Here is a 12,920-nt window from a genome sequence, read left to right on the forward strand (position 1 = left end):
ATTCACGCCCCAAAGTGCATGCACATTTTTTGAACAATTTGGTGGCATAACTGCACACAATCTGGAGCTGCCAGCTTCTACAGCTTCCGCTAGGCTACCACAGCTGAATCCGACGCCATGACCGCCCAACCCGCCTTCGACCTGATCTTCCGCAACACGCTGTTGCGATCATCCGCCGCACCCGTCGATATCGGCGTGAAGGGCGGCCGCATCGCCGCGATCGAGCCGCAGCTTGCCTGCGAGGCCGTCGAGGTCGATGTCGGCGGGCGCCTCGCCCTGCCCGGGTTCGTCGACACCCACATCCATCTCGATAAGGCCTGCCTGCTCGGCCGCTGCGGGCACAATCACGGCAGCGTCTCGGACGCGATCCGCGCCGTGGCCGGGATGAAGAAGGACTTCACGGTCGAGGACGTCTACGCGCGCGGCGCAAAGGTGCTCGAACGCGCCATCGTGCACGGCACGACGCGCATGCGGACCCATGTCGAGATCGACCCCCGCATTGCCTTGCGCGGCTTCGAGGCGGTCAAGGCGCTGAAGCGCGAATATGCCTGGGCCATCGACCTGTCGCTCTGCGTCTTCCCGCAGGAAGGCCTGACCAACGACCCCGGCAGCGATGAGCTGCTGGTGCAGGCGCTGCGCGATGGCGGCGACGCGATCGGCGGCTGTCCCTACATGGACACCGACCCGAACACCCATCTCGAACGCATCTTCGATCTCGCGCAGGAATTCGACGTCGACGTGGATCTCCATCTCGATTTCGACCTCGACCCATCCTGGTGGCACCTCGACGAAGTCTGCCGGCAGACCGAGCAGCGCAACTACGGAGGACGCGTGGCGATCGGCCATGCGACAAAACTCTCGGCACTGCCGCCGGAGCGGATGAAGGCGGCCACCGCGCAGCTGGCGAAATCAGGCGTTGCCGTCACTGTGCTGCCCGCAACCGATCTCTATCTGATGGGCCGCGAAGCCACCCACAACGTGCCGCGCGGGCTGACGCTTGCGCACAAGCTCGCCGGCGATGGCGTGCTGTGTTCGGTCGCGACCAACAATGTGCTCAACCCGTTCACGCCGTTCGGCGACGCCTCGCTGCTGCGGATGGCGAACTTCTACGCCAACGTCGCGCACGCGTCGGTCAGCGACTTCGACACGTGCCTCGATCTCGTGACCGAACTGCCGGCACGGCTGATGAACCTCAGCGATTACGGCATCAAGGTCGGCAACCCCGCCGATCTCGTCGTGCTCGAAACCCAGGACAGCCGCTTCGCCATCGCCGAGCTGCCGGATATCGTGATGGGCTTCAAGGCTGGCCGGCAGACGTTTGAGCGGCAGCGGCCTACGTTGTTCGGGCCTGGCTGACCGACTTTCCGCGCCTTGCGCCCGACCCGCAGCTTGCGCGATGATCATCACAATCGACCAACGGAGCAACCGGATGGCCTTCGACACGATCTTCCTGAACGCGCGCTTCGACGGCGGAGCCCGGCATCACATCGCCGTCGCGAACGGCCGCATCGCCGCGATCACGTCCGTCGATGAGCCTCCCGCCGCAAACGAGACCATCGACCTCGGCAACGTCCTCGTCGTTCCCGGCTTCGTCGAAGGCCACATTCATCTCGACACCAGCTTCTATGGCGACGCCTGGCGTCCGCACAAGCCATGCACCAACGGGTTCGACGTGCATGAGCGCGTCGCCTTCCAGGCCCAGAACATGGCCGTATCAGCGCCGATGGATGTGCGCGCACGCAACCAGCTCGACCTCTGCATCGGCCACGGCACCACGCAGATGCGCAGCCACGTCATGGTCGACGGCTCGGTCGGCCTGAAATCGCTCGAGACGATTTTGCGCGTACGCGAGGAATACAAGGGCCTGATCGACATCCAGCTCGTCGCCTTCCCCCAGAGCGGCATCCTGATGAGCCCGGGCACGCCGCAATTGCTGGACGAGGCCATCGGGATCGGCGCCGACCTCGTCGGCGGGCTCGATCCCGCAAGCTTCGATCGCGACATCGAGAGGCATCTCGACGTCGTGTTCGGCGTGGCCGGCAAGCACGGCGTCGACGTCGACATCCATCTGCATGACATGGGCGCGCTGGGCGCGTTCGAAATCGAGCAGATCGCAGCGCGCACGCGCGCGCTTGGCATGGAGGGACGCGTTGCCGTCAGCCATGCTTACGGGCTCGGCGATATCTCCATGGATCATCTCAAGAAGATCGCCGACATCCTCGCCCGCTCCGGCGTCGCGATCATGACCAATGCGCCGGGCGCCCGGCCCTTCCCGCCGATCCTGGCCCTGCGCAATGCCGGCGTTACCGTCTTCAGCGGCAACGACAACATCCGCGATTCCTGGTGGCCCTATGGCGACGGCGACATGCTGCGCCGGGCCACGACGCTCGGCTATCGCTCGGGCTTCAACATCGATGAAGAGCTGCGCGTCGCGTTCGATGTCGTCAGCGTATCAGGCGCAAAGGCGCTGCGGCTCGAAGGCTATGGCCTGCGCGTCGGCGCCAAGGCCGATTTCGTGACACTGAATGCCGAGCATATTCCTGAAGCCGTTGTCGGCGTGCCGCAAGGGCGCTCCGTGTATAAGGAAGGCAAGCTCGTCGCATGCGACGGTAAGATTGTCGGGAAGCGCGGCTAATGATCGGATCTTTTCCGTTCGATTATACCGCTAGCTTTCCTCACTCCCCAATCCGGTAGAATCCCTGACCGTAAATACGCGCATTGCACGACGGGCCAAGGAGATCATACTAAGACCCGCACTGACATCTGCGTTCTCCGGGGAAGTATGGAATGTTCAGCGCATTCAGCAGCATCGATTACCATTCCATTCGGGCCAACACGCCCGCCGAGATGGCCATCAAGCGACTGACCGGCATCGGCGAAGTCCTGTCGGGCATCGACATATCGGCAATCCACACGCAGGACGACATGGCCCGCGCGCTGTTGACGCTCGATACCGCCGACAAATGCATTCGCACGATTCTCACCGAGTTCCGCACCGAGCGCACCACGGAAGTCGTCCGCGAAGCCACGAGCCTGATCAGCCTGATCGAGCTCGCGCGCGACGAACTCTCGGACTACGCGGCGGCAGCAGAGTCCTGAGCTGAATGCGCGCTGGATCTCAGCGCTTGATCTTCGCCAGAATGCGATCCGCCTCGGTGCGCCAATCGGCGCTGCGGGCAAATTCCTTCGTCCCCTTGATGCCGAACAGGCCGTCATCAGCGAGATCGGCGACCCACGCCTGGCGCTCGGCGGTGCCCTGCGCCGACCACGGTGTCAGCCCCGCCTCGCGCACGGTCTCCGCGACTTCACGCACCTCCTCGGCACGGCGACGGCCGTGCTCGATCACGCGCTGGAAGCAATAGGCGCCCTGCTTCTCCCAGTCGATCGCGGGAAAGGTTTCAGCGAGCGAGGCCAGCACCGCATCCTCGACGCCATAGGCGCGCGCGGTGGTAAAGCTCTCGATGACCATGGCCTCCAGGCCCTTGATCATGATGCTGCGGCACATCTTCACGGCTGACGACACGCCGAGCTTGTCGCTCGCAACCTTGGCCGCAAAGCCAATCGCGTTCAGCAGCGGCTCCAGCTCCCTCGCGCCGGGACCGCCGAGCAGCAGCGGCACCTTGATACGATAAGGCGGCACCGAGGTCATCACCGCGCCCTCGACATAGCGTCCTGCAGCGCCGTCGATCAGAGCGGCGGCGCGCTGCTTGGCGCCGGGAGACGCCGAGTTGAAATCGAGGAACCAGGTGCCCTGGTTGATTGCACCAGCGCAGGCTTTTGCAACGGGCACGGCCTGGCTCGCCGTGACCGCGGAGATGATGAAATCGGATTTCGCGGTCAGCTCGGCGTGAGACACCGCCAGCGTCACGCCGAACTTCGCCGCATGCTCCTTCAGCGGAGCGCCGTGCCCGCCTCCGAGCTTGATGTCGTAAGCGGCTACCTTGATGTCCTGCTGCCGCAAATCCTCAGCCAGGATCCTGCCGACCTCGCCGTAGCCGACGAGCCCGATCTGCCAGCGCCTGGGATCACCTGCCATCAATTCAATCCTCGCGTCGTCTCGTCGAACAGCTCCTCGACCGCATAGCGGCGCGGGATCAGCGCCTGCTGGAATGCGTAGTCGACGATCAGCTCCAACGGTTTTCTGTTCGCCTCGATCCCGAACGGAACAAGGTCGGGCGTCGCCGCGGGTCCCACCTGCGCCTTGTTCCGCTTAAGCAGGTCATAAACGCCAGTGACTACGTCGGGGCGCGCTTTCACAAGCTTCTCGGTCACGACCACGAGATGATTGACCGGGACGACGCCACGACGGGTGTACCATTTGGCAGCCTCTGCGGCAGGATCGGAAAATAGCGGCTTCAACGTGGGATGATCAGAGGCCTCGCCGAGGACGGCGTCGAGCTCGCCATCGATCAGCATCTGCAAGATCTTCTTGTCCTTCGGCGCACGCTCGGTGCTGTCGACATATTCGGCAACGTGCGGATCCTCGAAGGTGATCCAGCGGATCTTGTCGAGATTGACACCGTAGTCGTTGGCGAGAATGCCCCTGATCCATGCGCCCGTCGTCGTCGTGAACGAGCGGATGCCAACGCGCTTGCCTTCGAGATCGGATGGCCCGAGCGCTCCCCTTGCAGGGTTGTAGAGCGCGTAGGAATGCTGAAAGCGGCCGAGCATGGTCGCCGGTAGCAGCACCAGCGGCTTGCCATGCGCCTTCGCCATCAGATAGGTGACGATCGCCATCTCGCAGACGTCGAACGCCTGCTCGCGCACCATCGGCTTGAACGCCGTGTTGGTCGGCGTGTACGCGATGAAATCGAGGTCGAACAGGTCGGAGCGGAGCTCGCCGCTCTTCACCGCCTGCACGTGAGGGTGACTGCCGAGCACAGCCTTCAACTTGAGACGATCCATCCGCCCGCTCCGCTGATTGCCTTAGACGTCCTCGGGATTGTCGACATAGACGAGCCCGGCCTTCGCCAGCGCCTCGCGCATGCTGTACATGTCGAGGCCGAGCTCACCCGAGGCCAGCCGCTTGCGCTTGCCACCCTCGTCCGCGTTGCGCTTCTTCGCCTTCTCGGCGACTTCAGCGGCATGGCGCTTGGGCACCACCACGACCCCGTCGTCATCGGCCACGATGATGTCGCCAGGATCGACGTTGACCCCGGCACAGACCACGGGAATGTTGACCGAGCCGAGCGTCGCCTTGACCGTGCCCTTGGCCGAGACCGCGCGCGACCACACCGGAAACTTCATCTCGTGCAGCGCTTTGACGTCGCGGCAGCCGGCGTCGATGATCAGCCCCTGCACGCCGCGCGCCTGCAGCGAGGTCGCGAGCAGCTCGCCGAACATGCCGTCGGTGTTATCAGTGGTGCAGCCGACGACGAGGATATCGCCCTTCTTGCACTGCTCGACGGCGACATGGATCATCCAGTTGTCGCCAGGCTGTGCCAGCACGGTGATGGCGGGGCCAGCGATCGACGCGCCGGCCCAAACGGGCCGCAAGTAAGGCTTCATCAGGCCGAGGCGACCGTAAGCCTCGTGAACGGTCGAGACGCCGTATTCCGCCATCCCGGCGGGATCGGCACGCTTGATGTTGCGAACGACGACGGGCTTCATGCCAGCTCCTCCGCAACCGTCGGGAACAGGCGCTGATAGGCCTCGCCATAGGTCATGGGCACGCCGGTGTTGCGGCTGCCCTGGATGCCACGGTTGAGCGCGACGCGCTCGTAATAGCCCCAGAGATGTTTTTGCGCCGCGAGGATCTGGAACGCCTCGTACTTCTCCTTCCAGACCTCGTCGATCTTGAGGAGCAGGTCCGGCTTGTAATTGCACTGCTCGGGCTGGTGCGGCTCGAACAGGAACACCGGGGGCGCCGAATATTTGTACTGCGCGCCGGGCTTGTGGCCCATCGCCTGCGCGACCACGCGGGTCTCCTGCGCGAAATGCGCCGCGTTCGGGTGGTCGAAATTATAGGGATCTTCCAGCGCGTGCGTCAGTACGAAGCTCGGATTGAGCTCGCGGTAGATGTCGACCATGCGGTCGAAATGCGCCTCGGTGAGCTTCAGCGGATAGTCGCCGCAGTCGAAGAACTCGATCTCGGCGCCGAGTAGATTCGCCGCCCGCTCCGCCTCGTCCTTGCGGCCGGCCTTGACCGATTCCAGCGTCGCGCCTTTTTCCTTCCAGGCGAACTGGCTCTCGCCGCGCTCGCCAAAGGACATGCAGACGATCTTCATGCGATAACCCTTCTTCGCATGCAGCGCGATGGCGCCGCCGGCGCGCCAGACGAAATCGCCGGGATGGGCGGTGATCACGAGACCTGTTTTCATGGGACGAACTCCCCTCTTTCCTTGATAAGCAACGTATCGATCGCGAGCACCGTCATGTGTCGAACCCAAACAGACGCGCGGGATTGTCGACCAGGATCTTCTGCTGGAATTCCGGCTCCGGCGCGAACAGCGGGATCAGGTCGACGAGGTCGCCGTCATTCGGCATCACCTTGACGTTCGGATGCGGCCAGTCGGTGCCCCAGATGACGCGGTCGGGCGCGGTCTCGACGATCTTGCGCGCGAACGGCACCGCGTCCGTGAACGGCGGGCCGGCTGAGGACACCCGCTCCGAGCCGCAGATCTTGACCCAGCATTTTTCGTCGCGCTGCATCAGTTCGATCAGGATTTTGAACGGCAGCTGGTCCAGCCCTTCCGACGCCTTCACCCGACCCATGTGGTCGATGGTGTAGCTCAGCGGCAGCTTTGCCAGCATGTCGGCATATTCGGGCAGGTCGATCGCGTCGAAATGCAGATCGATGTGCCAGCCGAGTGGCGCGACCATCGCGATGACGCGGTTGAACACGTTTCTGTCGGGGACGCCACCGAGATGGCGGACGAAATTGAACCGACAGCCGCGGAAGCCGCCGTCGTGCAGCACCTGGAGCCCACGCTCGGTGATGGTGTCGTCAATGTTGGCGACTGCGCGATAGGCACCATTGCTCTGTGCGATCGCATCGAGCGCGACAGTGTTATCAGTGCCGTGCACGCTGGCATTGACGATGACGGCTCGCTCGACGCCGAGCTTGGCATGCAGCGCACGAAAATCCTCGAGCGGGGCATCCGGCGGCGTGTAAGAACGGTCAGGCGCATACGGATATTTCGCGCCGGGGCCGAAGATGTGGCAATGCGCATCGCAGGACAGCTTTGGCAGCTCGAACTTCGGCGTGCGCGTGTTCGGATCGGGCGGCGGAATGGTCGGCGTGTACATCATCGTCATCACTTGAACCGCCGAGCGAGATCGCTTCTTTCAAGTCTTGCTGCTGACGACCGGCCGCCGCCGTACCGGCACGGCCTGATCGAGCGCCGGCGCCTGGAAGGCGGCGACGGTGGCCTGCACCAACTGCTCGATGGCGCTGGCGGCATCGCTGCCGTCGGCCTCGCCGCGCGACAGGCGCGAGACGCGATCCGGCGTCACCAGCGAGTAATAGAGTGCGCCGAGCAGGAAGTGGCTGCGCCAGACGATGTCGGTGCGCGGAATGTGCGGCAGGCTCTCGTGGACTGCGTCGATGAAGGCATGGCTGGTGTCGTCAAAGGTCTGCGCGATGATTTTTCGCACGACCTCGTTGCCTTCGGCGGACATCACGGCGCGCAGCCGCGTGAAGCGCGCCCCGCCCCCGGCGAGATCGCTGCCCGAGGTGAAGGCCGGCACCACATAGGCGCGCACGATCGCCTCCAGCCGGTCCTGGAGGTCGCGCACGCGCTTGGCTGCGGCGAGCAGCTCGAAACGTCGCAAATTCATCGGCCCGCAATGGCGCCGGTAGATCTCCAGCAGCAGGCCGTCCTTGGTCTTGAAATGATAGGTCACGCTGCCGGGATTGGCGCCGGCGGCCTGCGCGATGTCGCGCACCGAGACGGCATTGAAGCCGTTGGTGGCGAACAGCTCTTCGGCCGCGGCGAGGATCGCCTCGCGCATGTTCGGCTTGCGGGCCGTTTCCTTGCTGGTGGGCTTGCGTACCATGTGATTTGTACTATCGTACAAAAGATCAGGTCTCGTCAACAAGAACCATGGGCGACGTCCGGACGGCTCGGAACACCGAGGCAGGATGCGAAAGCCCGTAAGGAGTGCTGGAAAATGCTGGGTTTGAACAAGACAATCGGCGGTTTGATGCTGGGTGCCGGTCTGCTGCTGGGCGGCGCCGCGCAGGCCGCCGACAATTACCCGAGCAAGCCGGTCCATATCCTTGTGCCCTATGCGGCGGGCGGCGCCGTCGACGTGCTCGCGCGTACGCTCGGCCAGGCGCTGGCGAAGACCTGGGGCCAGCAGCCGGTGATCGACAACCGTCCGGGCGCCGGCGGCATCGTCGCCTCGCAGGCGCTGACGCAGGCAGCACCGGACGGCTACACGCTGATCCTGGTCGCGAGCGGCCATCCGCTCAACCAGTTCATCTATCCGAGCGTGCCCTACGACACGTTCAGGGATTTCACCGCGATCACCGAGGTCGCCTCCTCACCGCTCGCAATCGTCGTCGCCAAGGACAGCCCTTACAAGACGCTCGGCGATCTCCTCGCCGCCGCAAAGAAGGAGCCCGACAAGCTCTCCTACGGCATGTCCGGCAACGGCACCTCCGCGCATCTCGCCGGCGAGCTGCTCAAATACATGTCCGGCAGCAAGATCGTCGCGATCCCCTACAAAGGCGGCGCACCGGCGCTGACCGCCGTGATCGCTGGCGAGATTCCGCTCAGCATCAATCCGCTGGCGGAAGCGATCGGCCAGCTCGAAGGCGGCCCGGTGCGCGCGCTAGCGGTGACCTCGGCCGAACGCTCCAAGGCGCTGCCGAATGTGCCAACTATCGCGGAATCAGGCGTCCCCGGCTACGACGTCTCGGTCTGGTGGGGCGTTCTTGGACCTGCCAAGATGCCGCCGGAGATCGTGGCGAAGCTCGAGACCGATCTGAAGGCGGCGCTGCAGGACGCGAACGTGCTGTCGACGCTCGGCAAGATCGGCGCCTCGCCGGTCGGCTCTTCCGCCAAGGACTTCGACGCCTACATGCGCGCCGAGGCGACCAAATGGGAGCCGGTGCTGAAGGCCGCCGACATCCGTGCGCAGTGAAGCTCGCCACATGAGGACCTCTTCCCGGCGATTTGCGCGCACCGCCCTGCTCGCATTTGCAACGACCGGCCTGCTCGGCGCGTCCGCGCGCGCCGATGGCGAAGCAAAACTGCTGGCGCCGAGCGGCAGCTTGCGTGTCGGCATTTATCCGGGCAGCCCGACCTCGATGGTGACGGATGCGGCCGGCAAGCCGCATGGCCTCGCCTACGATCTCGGCGGCGAACTGGCAAAGCGGCTCGGCGTGAACGCCGACTATGTCAGGTTTCAGCGCGTCGCCGACATCGTCAGCGCGATCCACGACGGCCAGGTCGACTTCACCGTGACCAACGCCACGCCGGCCCGCGCCAACGAGGTCAGCTTCAGCCAGCCCGTGCTGGCGATCGAGCTCGGCTATCTCGTCCCGGCGAACTCGCCGATCGGCAAGATCGAGGACATCGACAGGCCGGGCGTGAAGATCGGCGTCACCAAGGGCTCGACCTCAGAACGGACATTGCCGGCGAAGTTCAGAAGCGCGACCATCGTTCCCGCTGAAAGCGTCAAGGTCGCGATCGCCATGTTCGGCCGCGGGGAGATCGACCTCTACGCGACCAACAAACCGACGCTGTTCGAGATGTCCGACCAGATGCCGGGCGCGAAAATCCTCGACGGCAATTGGGGTGCCGAGCATATGGCCATCGCGATCCCCAAGGGACGCGAGGACGCACTCCCCCTGCTCAACCGCTTCGTGACGGAAGAGCAGTCGTCCGGCGCGCTGGACACGATCCAGCAGCAGGCGGGCCTGCGCGGCGCGTCCAAGGCGACGCGCGAGTAGCTCGCGGACTGGGGTGAGGTGTCCTCCCGCCCCGCCCAATACAGTATTCCCTCGATGCAACCGTCGCCGAACTGCGCTAACTTGCGTCGATCATGACTCGCCGAACCGGCAGCGCCGATCTTCCTCTCCACACCGGGCGGGTTCCGCCATGGCTTGCGAGCCGCATGTCGTCGCTGGGCGCAATCGTCACGCAGGCGATCGTGCATCATTATGGACGCGACGCCTTCCTGCAGCGGCTGTCGCATCCGTTCTGGTTCCAGTCGTTTGGCGCCGTGATGGGGATGGACTGGCACTCCTCCGGCATAACCACCTCCGTGATCGGCGCCCTGAAGCGCGGGCTAGGCCCGCTCCAGGACGAGCTCGGCATCTATGTCTGCGGCGGACGCGGCCAGCATTCGCGCAAGACGCCTGACGAGCTGTTGCAGCTCGGCGATCGCGTCGGCTTCGACGGCGCAAAACTCACGCGCGCCAGCCGCCTGGTGGCAAAAGTCGACAGCGCGGCCGTGCAGGATGGTTTTGATCTCTATCTCCACGGCTTCTTCGTCACCGCCGACGGCAAGTGGACCGTGGTGCAGCAGGGCATGAACGGCGACAAGCGCCAGGCCCGCCGCTATCACTGGCATTCCGAGGCGCTGAAGAGTTTTGTCGACACGCCGCATAGCGCGATCGACGGGCCGCAGCAGGGCGAGATCGTCAATCTCACCGATCACCGCGCCGATGTCTCGCGCGCCGCGCAGCTCGAACTGTTGAGCGGTCTCGGCCCCGATCGCATCCTCACGGAATTCGAACGCCTCGTTGGAACTGCGCCCGCGCCAGCGCAGGCGATGCTGCCGCATCTGATCATGCCCGCGCATCATGATATCAGGCCCAAGGACGTGTTCGCACGCCGCCTGCACGGCACGCTGGCCGCCGCGGCCGAACGCGGCCCGGTCGATTTTCCGGAATTGCTGCTAACGCCCGGCGTCGGCGCGCGCACCGTGCGCTCGCTGGCGATGGTCGCCGAGGTCGTGCATGGCGCGCCTTATCGCTTCAACGATCCCGCGCGCTTCTCGCTCGCCCATGGCGGCAAGGACCGGCACCCCTACCCCGTCCCGATCAAGGTCTATGACGAGACCATCCGCGTGCTGAAGGGCGCGATCCAGAACGCCAAGCTCGGACGCGAAGAGGAGATGCAGGCGATCAGGCGCCTCGACGACCAGGCGCGGCGGCTGGAGCGGACTGCCAGCGGTCCGTCGGTCGAGGCCTACATCGCCGGAGAGCGTGAAGCCTCTCCCGATCTCGACGGCCGATCCGTGTTCGGCTGGGAACGCGATGTCGTGGCATCACGGAAATCGACGGGCTGACTGTCCACCGCGACGACCGGCAACTCCGCGATGGCACGCATGCCCGGCCGCTTGCGCCAGTGAATTTGCGCGGGATCGACGGCGAGACCGAGCTTCGGCCATCGTGCAAACAGCGCCTCCAGCGCACAGGCCGCCTCGATCCGTGCGAGCTGATGGCCGAGACAGAAGTGAATTCCCGTTCCGAACGAGATGTGGCGGTTCGGCTTGCGCGTGAGGTCGGGCCGCTCGGGCTGGTCATGCACCGCCGGATCCATGTTCGCCGCGGCGAGCATGACCATGACGCGATCGCCCTTTTTCAGCGGCACGCCCACAAGCTCGATATCCCGCCGCACATAGCGCGGCTTGGAAAACTGCACCGGTGACACGAAGCGCAAAAACTCCTCGACAGCGAGCCCGACACGGCTTCGGTCTTGCTCCAGCCAATCGCGCAAGCCCGGATTTCTGAGGAGCTCGTAGACCGAGCCGCTGATCAGATGCGTCGTGGTCTCCGATCCTGCCGCGAGCAGCAGAAACACCATCGACACCATTTCGTCCGGCGTGATCTGGCCGCCCTCACGCTCGACCTGAACCAGCTCGGCAATCAGGCCCTCGCCGCCCTGCACGCGGGCGACCTGCAACTGCTGTTCGAGATAGGCGCGCATCTTGCGAAACGCGAGCAGCAGGCGGAAGAAGCTGACGACATTCGTCAGCGACGACATCTTGTTGGCCCAGGCGATGAATCGCGGGCGATCGGCCGCAGGCAGGCCCAGCAATTCGCAGATCACCGACACCGGCAGGATGCGGGCGTAACGCTGGACGAGGTCGGCGGGGCTGCCATCGGCAAACAGGTCGTTCGCCAGGCCGTCGGCGATGGCGCGAATGCGTGGCTCCATCGCCACGATCGCGCGGCGGCGAAAAGCCTCGTCCACGATGCTGCGCAGCCTCGTGTGATCAGGCTCGTCCATCGTCAGCATGTTGTTGGCGATGGTGGTGACCAGTTTTGGCATCCACCAGCGCAGGCCGGCGACTTTGCCGTCCCCCTTGCGCAGCGTGAAGGTGGTGCCGTCCTTCAGGACTTGCGCTGTGGCGTCATGGGTCGTGGTGACCCAGACATCGCCGACCAGAGGAAATCGCGTCGCGATCACGGGGCCGGACGCGCGCAGTGCCGCGATCGCCTTGGGCGGATCGCGGAAGAAGGCCTCGCTGGTGAAATCGAGGCGCGGTGTCATGGGATCACCGTGTTGGTTGGTGGCGCCTCAACCAGATGGTGTGTACGCGGCGACCCGCAAGGGCCGGAACCGCGCGAAAAGAAGAGAGCCTATCCGCGCCCCGGCGAGCGCTGGCCGGTCTTGCGCTGCTGATTGGTGTAGGCGTCCCAATGGCTCCAGCTACCATTGGCGAGGCTTTGCAGATCGGTGCCAAGGGGGCGGCGCGTGCGCTTGTCGTGATCGGCGATCACGCGCTCGGATAGCGAGATCTTGCGCTTGAGTTCCGCAATCGCCTTCTGGGTCTGCCCGTCCCGCTTCGAAGACGCGATCTCGCCCATCGTGAAGCGCGCGGTCTCGAGCGCCTTCAACTCGGCGCGGTTCTTCTTCAACTGGACCCGGTGCCAGGCGATGTTGCTGTCGCTGTCCGCAACCATGTGGGAACTCCGCTGATTCGTTCCCACAGTGTATCGCGCACGGAATCGGCGCCGC

The 12,920-nt window shown here is 64.7% G+C and carries 14 protein-coding genes; 6 read left to right on the forward strand and 8 right to left on the reverse strand.

The window, feature by feature from the left end; genetic code table 11:
* Positions 1–117 precede the first annotated feature (117 nt).
* The 3 genes from CT676_RS08720 (at position 118) to CT676_RS08730 (ending at position 3,099) form a co-directional block, all read left to right on the forward strand.
* The gene (locus CT676_RS08720) at positions 118–1,356 is read left to right on the forward strand and encodes an amidohydrolase family protein (protein ID WP_085404789.1); all 1,239 of its coding nucleotides are present in this window, start codon (positions 118–120) and stop codon (positions 1,354–1,356) included.
* A 73-nt stretch (positions 1,357–1,429) separates the two neighbouring features.
* Positions 1,430–2,635, forward strand: a complete 1,206-nt coding sequence (locus CT676_RS08725) for an amidohydrolase family protein (protein WP_085404933.1) — start codon at positions 1,430–1,432, stop codon at positions 2,633–2,635.
* Between the two features lie 152 nt (positions 2,636–2,787).
* Positions 2,788–3,099 carry a hypothetical protein gene (locus tag CT676_RS08730; RefSeq protein ID WP_071915057.1) on the forward strand — a complete coding sequence of 104 codons (312 nt, stop codon included), beginning with the start codon at positions 2,788–2,790 and terminating at the stop codon, positions 3,097–3,099.
* A gap of 19 nt (positions 3,100–3,118) precedes the next feature.
* Here CT676_RS08730 and CT676_RS08735 read toward each other — a convergent pair whose 3' ends face one another.
* Genes CT676_RS08735 through CT676_RS08760 form a run of 6 tightly spaced genes read right to left on the reverse strand, consistent with a single transcriptional unit; the run spans position 3,119 to position 7,998 of the window.
* Positions 3,119–4,036, reverse strand: coding sequence for an NAD(P)-dependent oxidoreductase (locus CT676_RS08735; protein ID WP_085404790.1), 918 nt, complete (start codon positions 4,034–4,036; stop codon positions 3,119–3,121).
* The gene (locus CT676_RS08740; protein WP_085404791.1) at positions 4,036–4,905 is read right to left on the reverse strand and encodes a hypothetical protein; all 870 of its coding nucleotides are present in this window, start codon (positions 4,903–4,905) and stop codon (positions 4,036–4,038) included. The genes CT676_RS08735 and CT676_RS08740 overlap by 1 nt, the downstream gene beginning before the upstream one ends.
* A gap of 21 nt (positions 4,906–4,926) precedes the next feature.
* Complete coding sequence (locus CT676_RS08745; RefSeq protein WP_085404792.1) at positions 4,927–5,610, reverse strand: 4-carboxy-4-hydroxy-2-oxoadipate aldolase/oxaloacetate decarboxylase; 684 nt, start codon at positions 5,608–5,610, stop codon at positions 4,927–4,929.
* Positions 5,607–6,320, reverse strand: coding sequence for a PIG-L deacetylase family protein (locus tag CT676_RS08750; RefSeq protein ID WP_085404793.1), 714 nt, complete (start codon positions 6,318–6,320; stop codon positions 5,607–5,609). The genes CT676_RS08745 and CT676_RS08750 overlap by 4 nt, the downstream gene beginning before the upstream one ends.
* Positions 6,321–6,372: 52 nt before the next feature.
* Complete coding sequence (locus CT676_RS08755; protein ID WP_085404794.1) at positions 6,373–7,257, reverse strand: amidohydrolase family protein; 885 nt, start codon at positions 7,255–7,257, stop codon at positions 6,373–6,375.
* A gap of 30 nt (positions 7,258–7,287) precedes the next feature.
* Positions 7,288–7,998, reverse strand: coding sequence for a TetR/AcrR family transcriptional regulator (locus tag CT676_RS08760; RefSeq protein ID WP_085404795.1), 711 nt, complete (start codon positions 7,996–7,998; stop codon positions 7,288–7,290).
* Positions 7,999–8,112: 114 nt separating this feature from the next.
* On the opposite strand from CT676_RS08760, the gene CT676_RS08765 reads away from it, so the two are divergent.
* The 3 genes from CT676_RS08765 (at position 8,113) to CT676_RS08775 (ending at position 11,244) form a co-directional block, all read left to right on the forward strand.
* Positions 8,113–9,090, forward strand: a complete 978-nt coding sequence (locus CT676_RS08765; RefSeq protein WP_085404796.1) for a tripartite tricarboxylate transporter substrate binding protein — start codon at positions 8,113–8,115, stop codon at positions 9,088–9,090.
* 10 nt (positions 9,091–9,100) lie between these two features.
* A complete protein-coding gene (locus tag CT676_RS08770) occupies positions 9,101–9,901 on the forward strand; it encodes an ABC transporter substrate-binding protein (protein ID WP_085404797.1) in 801 nt (266 codons plus the stop codon).
* Between the two features lie 92 nt (positions 9,902–9,993).
* Positions 9,994–11,244 carry a DUF763 domain-containing protein gene (locus CT676_RS08775; RefSeq protein ID WP_135214404.1) on the forward strand — a complete coding sequence of 417 codons (1,251 nt, stop codon included), beginning with the start codon at positions 9,994–9,996 and terminating at the stop codon, positions 11,242–11,244.
* Here CT676_RS08775 and CT676_RS08780 read toward each other — a convergent pair.
* Both CT676_RS08780 and CT676_RS08785 read right to left on the reverse strand, forming a co-directional pair.
* Positions 11,145–12,452 carry a cytochrome P450 gene (locus CT676_RS08780; RefSeq protein ID WP_085404799.1) on the reverse strand — a complete coding sequence of 436 codons (1,308 nt, stop codon included), beginning with the start codon at positions 12,450–12,452 and terminating at the stop codon, positions 11,145–11,147. The genes CT676_RS08775 and CT676_RS08780 overlap by 100 nt on opposite strands.
* Before the next feature lie 89 nt (positions 12,453–12,541).
* Positions 12,542–12,865, reverse strand: a complete 324-nt coding sequence (locus tag CT676_RS08785) for a hypothetical protein (RefSeq protein WP_085404800.1) — start codon at positions 12,863–12,865, stop codon at positions 12,542–12,544.
* Between the last annotated feature and the right edge of the window lie 55 nt (positions 12,866–12,920).

The organism is Bradyrhizobium sp. MOS001, from assembly GCF_004634465.1.
In the GTDB taxonomy this organism is placed as follows: Bacteria; Pseudomonadota; Alphaproteobacteria; order Rhizobiales; family Xanthobacteraceae; genus Bradyrhizobium; species Bradyrhizobium barranii.

Bases quoted from the DNA above. Each gene is read 5' to 3' on its own strand.
- CT676_RS08780 (WP_085404799.1), bottom strand. From the start codon at position 12,452: ATGACACCGCGCCTCGATTTCACCAGCGAGGCCTTCTTCCGCGATCCG.
- CT676_RS08720 (WP_085404789.1), top strand. From the start codon at position 118: ATGACCGCCCAACCCGCCTTCGACCTGATCTTCCGCAACACGCTGTTG.
- CT676_RS08760 (WP_085404795.1), bottom strand. From the start codon at position 7,998: ATGGTACGCAAGCCCACCAGCAAGGAAACGGCCCGCAAGCCGAACATG.
- CT676_RS08750 (WP_085404793.1), bottom strand. From the start codon at position 6,320: ATGAAAACAGGTCTCGTGATCACCGCCCATCCCGGCGATTTCGTCTGG.
- CT676_RS08785 (WP_085404800.1), bottom strand. From the start codon at position 12,865: ATGGTTGCGGACAGCGACAGCAACATCGCCTGGCACCGGGTCCAGTTG.
- CT676_RS08745 (WP_085404792.1), bottom strand. From the start codon at position 5,610: ATGAAGCCCGTCGTCGTTCGCAACATCAAGCGTGCCGATCCCGCCGGG.
- CT676_RS08735 (WP_085404790.1), bottom strand. From the start codon at position 4,036: ATGGCAGGTGATCCCAGGCGCTGGCAGATCGGGCTCGTCGGCTACGGC.
- CT676_RS08730 (WP_071915057.1), top strand. From the start codon at position 2,788: ATGTTCAGCGCATTCAGCAGCATCGATTACCATTCCATTCGGGCCAAC.
- CT676_RS08755 (WP_085404794.1), bottom strand. From the start codon at position 7,257: ATGACGATGATGTACACGCCGACCATTCCGCCGCCCGATCCGAACACG.
- CT676_RS08765 (WP_085404796.1), top strand. From the start codon at position 8,113: ATGCTGGGTTTGAACAAGACAATCGGCGGTTTGATGCTGGGTGCCGGT.
- CT676_RS08740 (WP_085404791.1), bottom strand. From the start codon at position 4,905: ATGGATCGTCTCAAGTTGAAGGCTGTGCTCGGCAGTCACCCTCACGTG.
- CT676_RS08725 (WP_085404933.1), top strand. From the start codon at position 1,430: ATGGCCTTCGACACGATCTTCCTGAACGCGCGCTTCGACGGCGGAGCC.
- CT676_RS08770 (WP_085404797.1), top strand. From the start codon at position 9,101: ATGAGGACCTCTTCCCGGCGATTTGCGCGCACCGCCCTGCTCGCATTT.
- CT676_RS08775 (WP_135214404.1), top strand. From the start codon at position 9,994: ATGACTCGCCGAACCGGCAGCGCCGATCTTCCTCTCCACACCGGGCGG.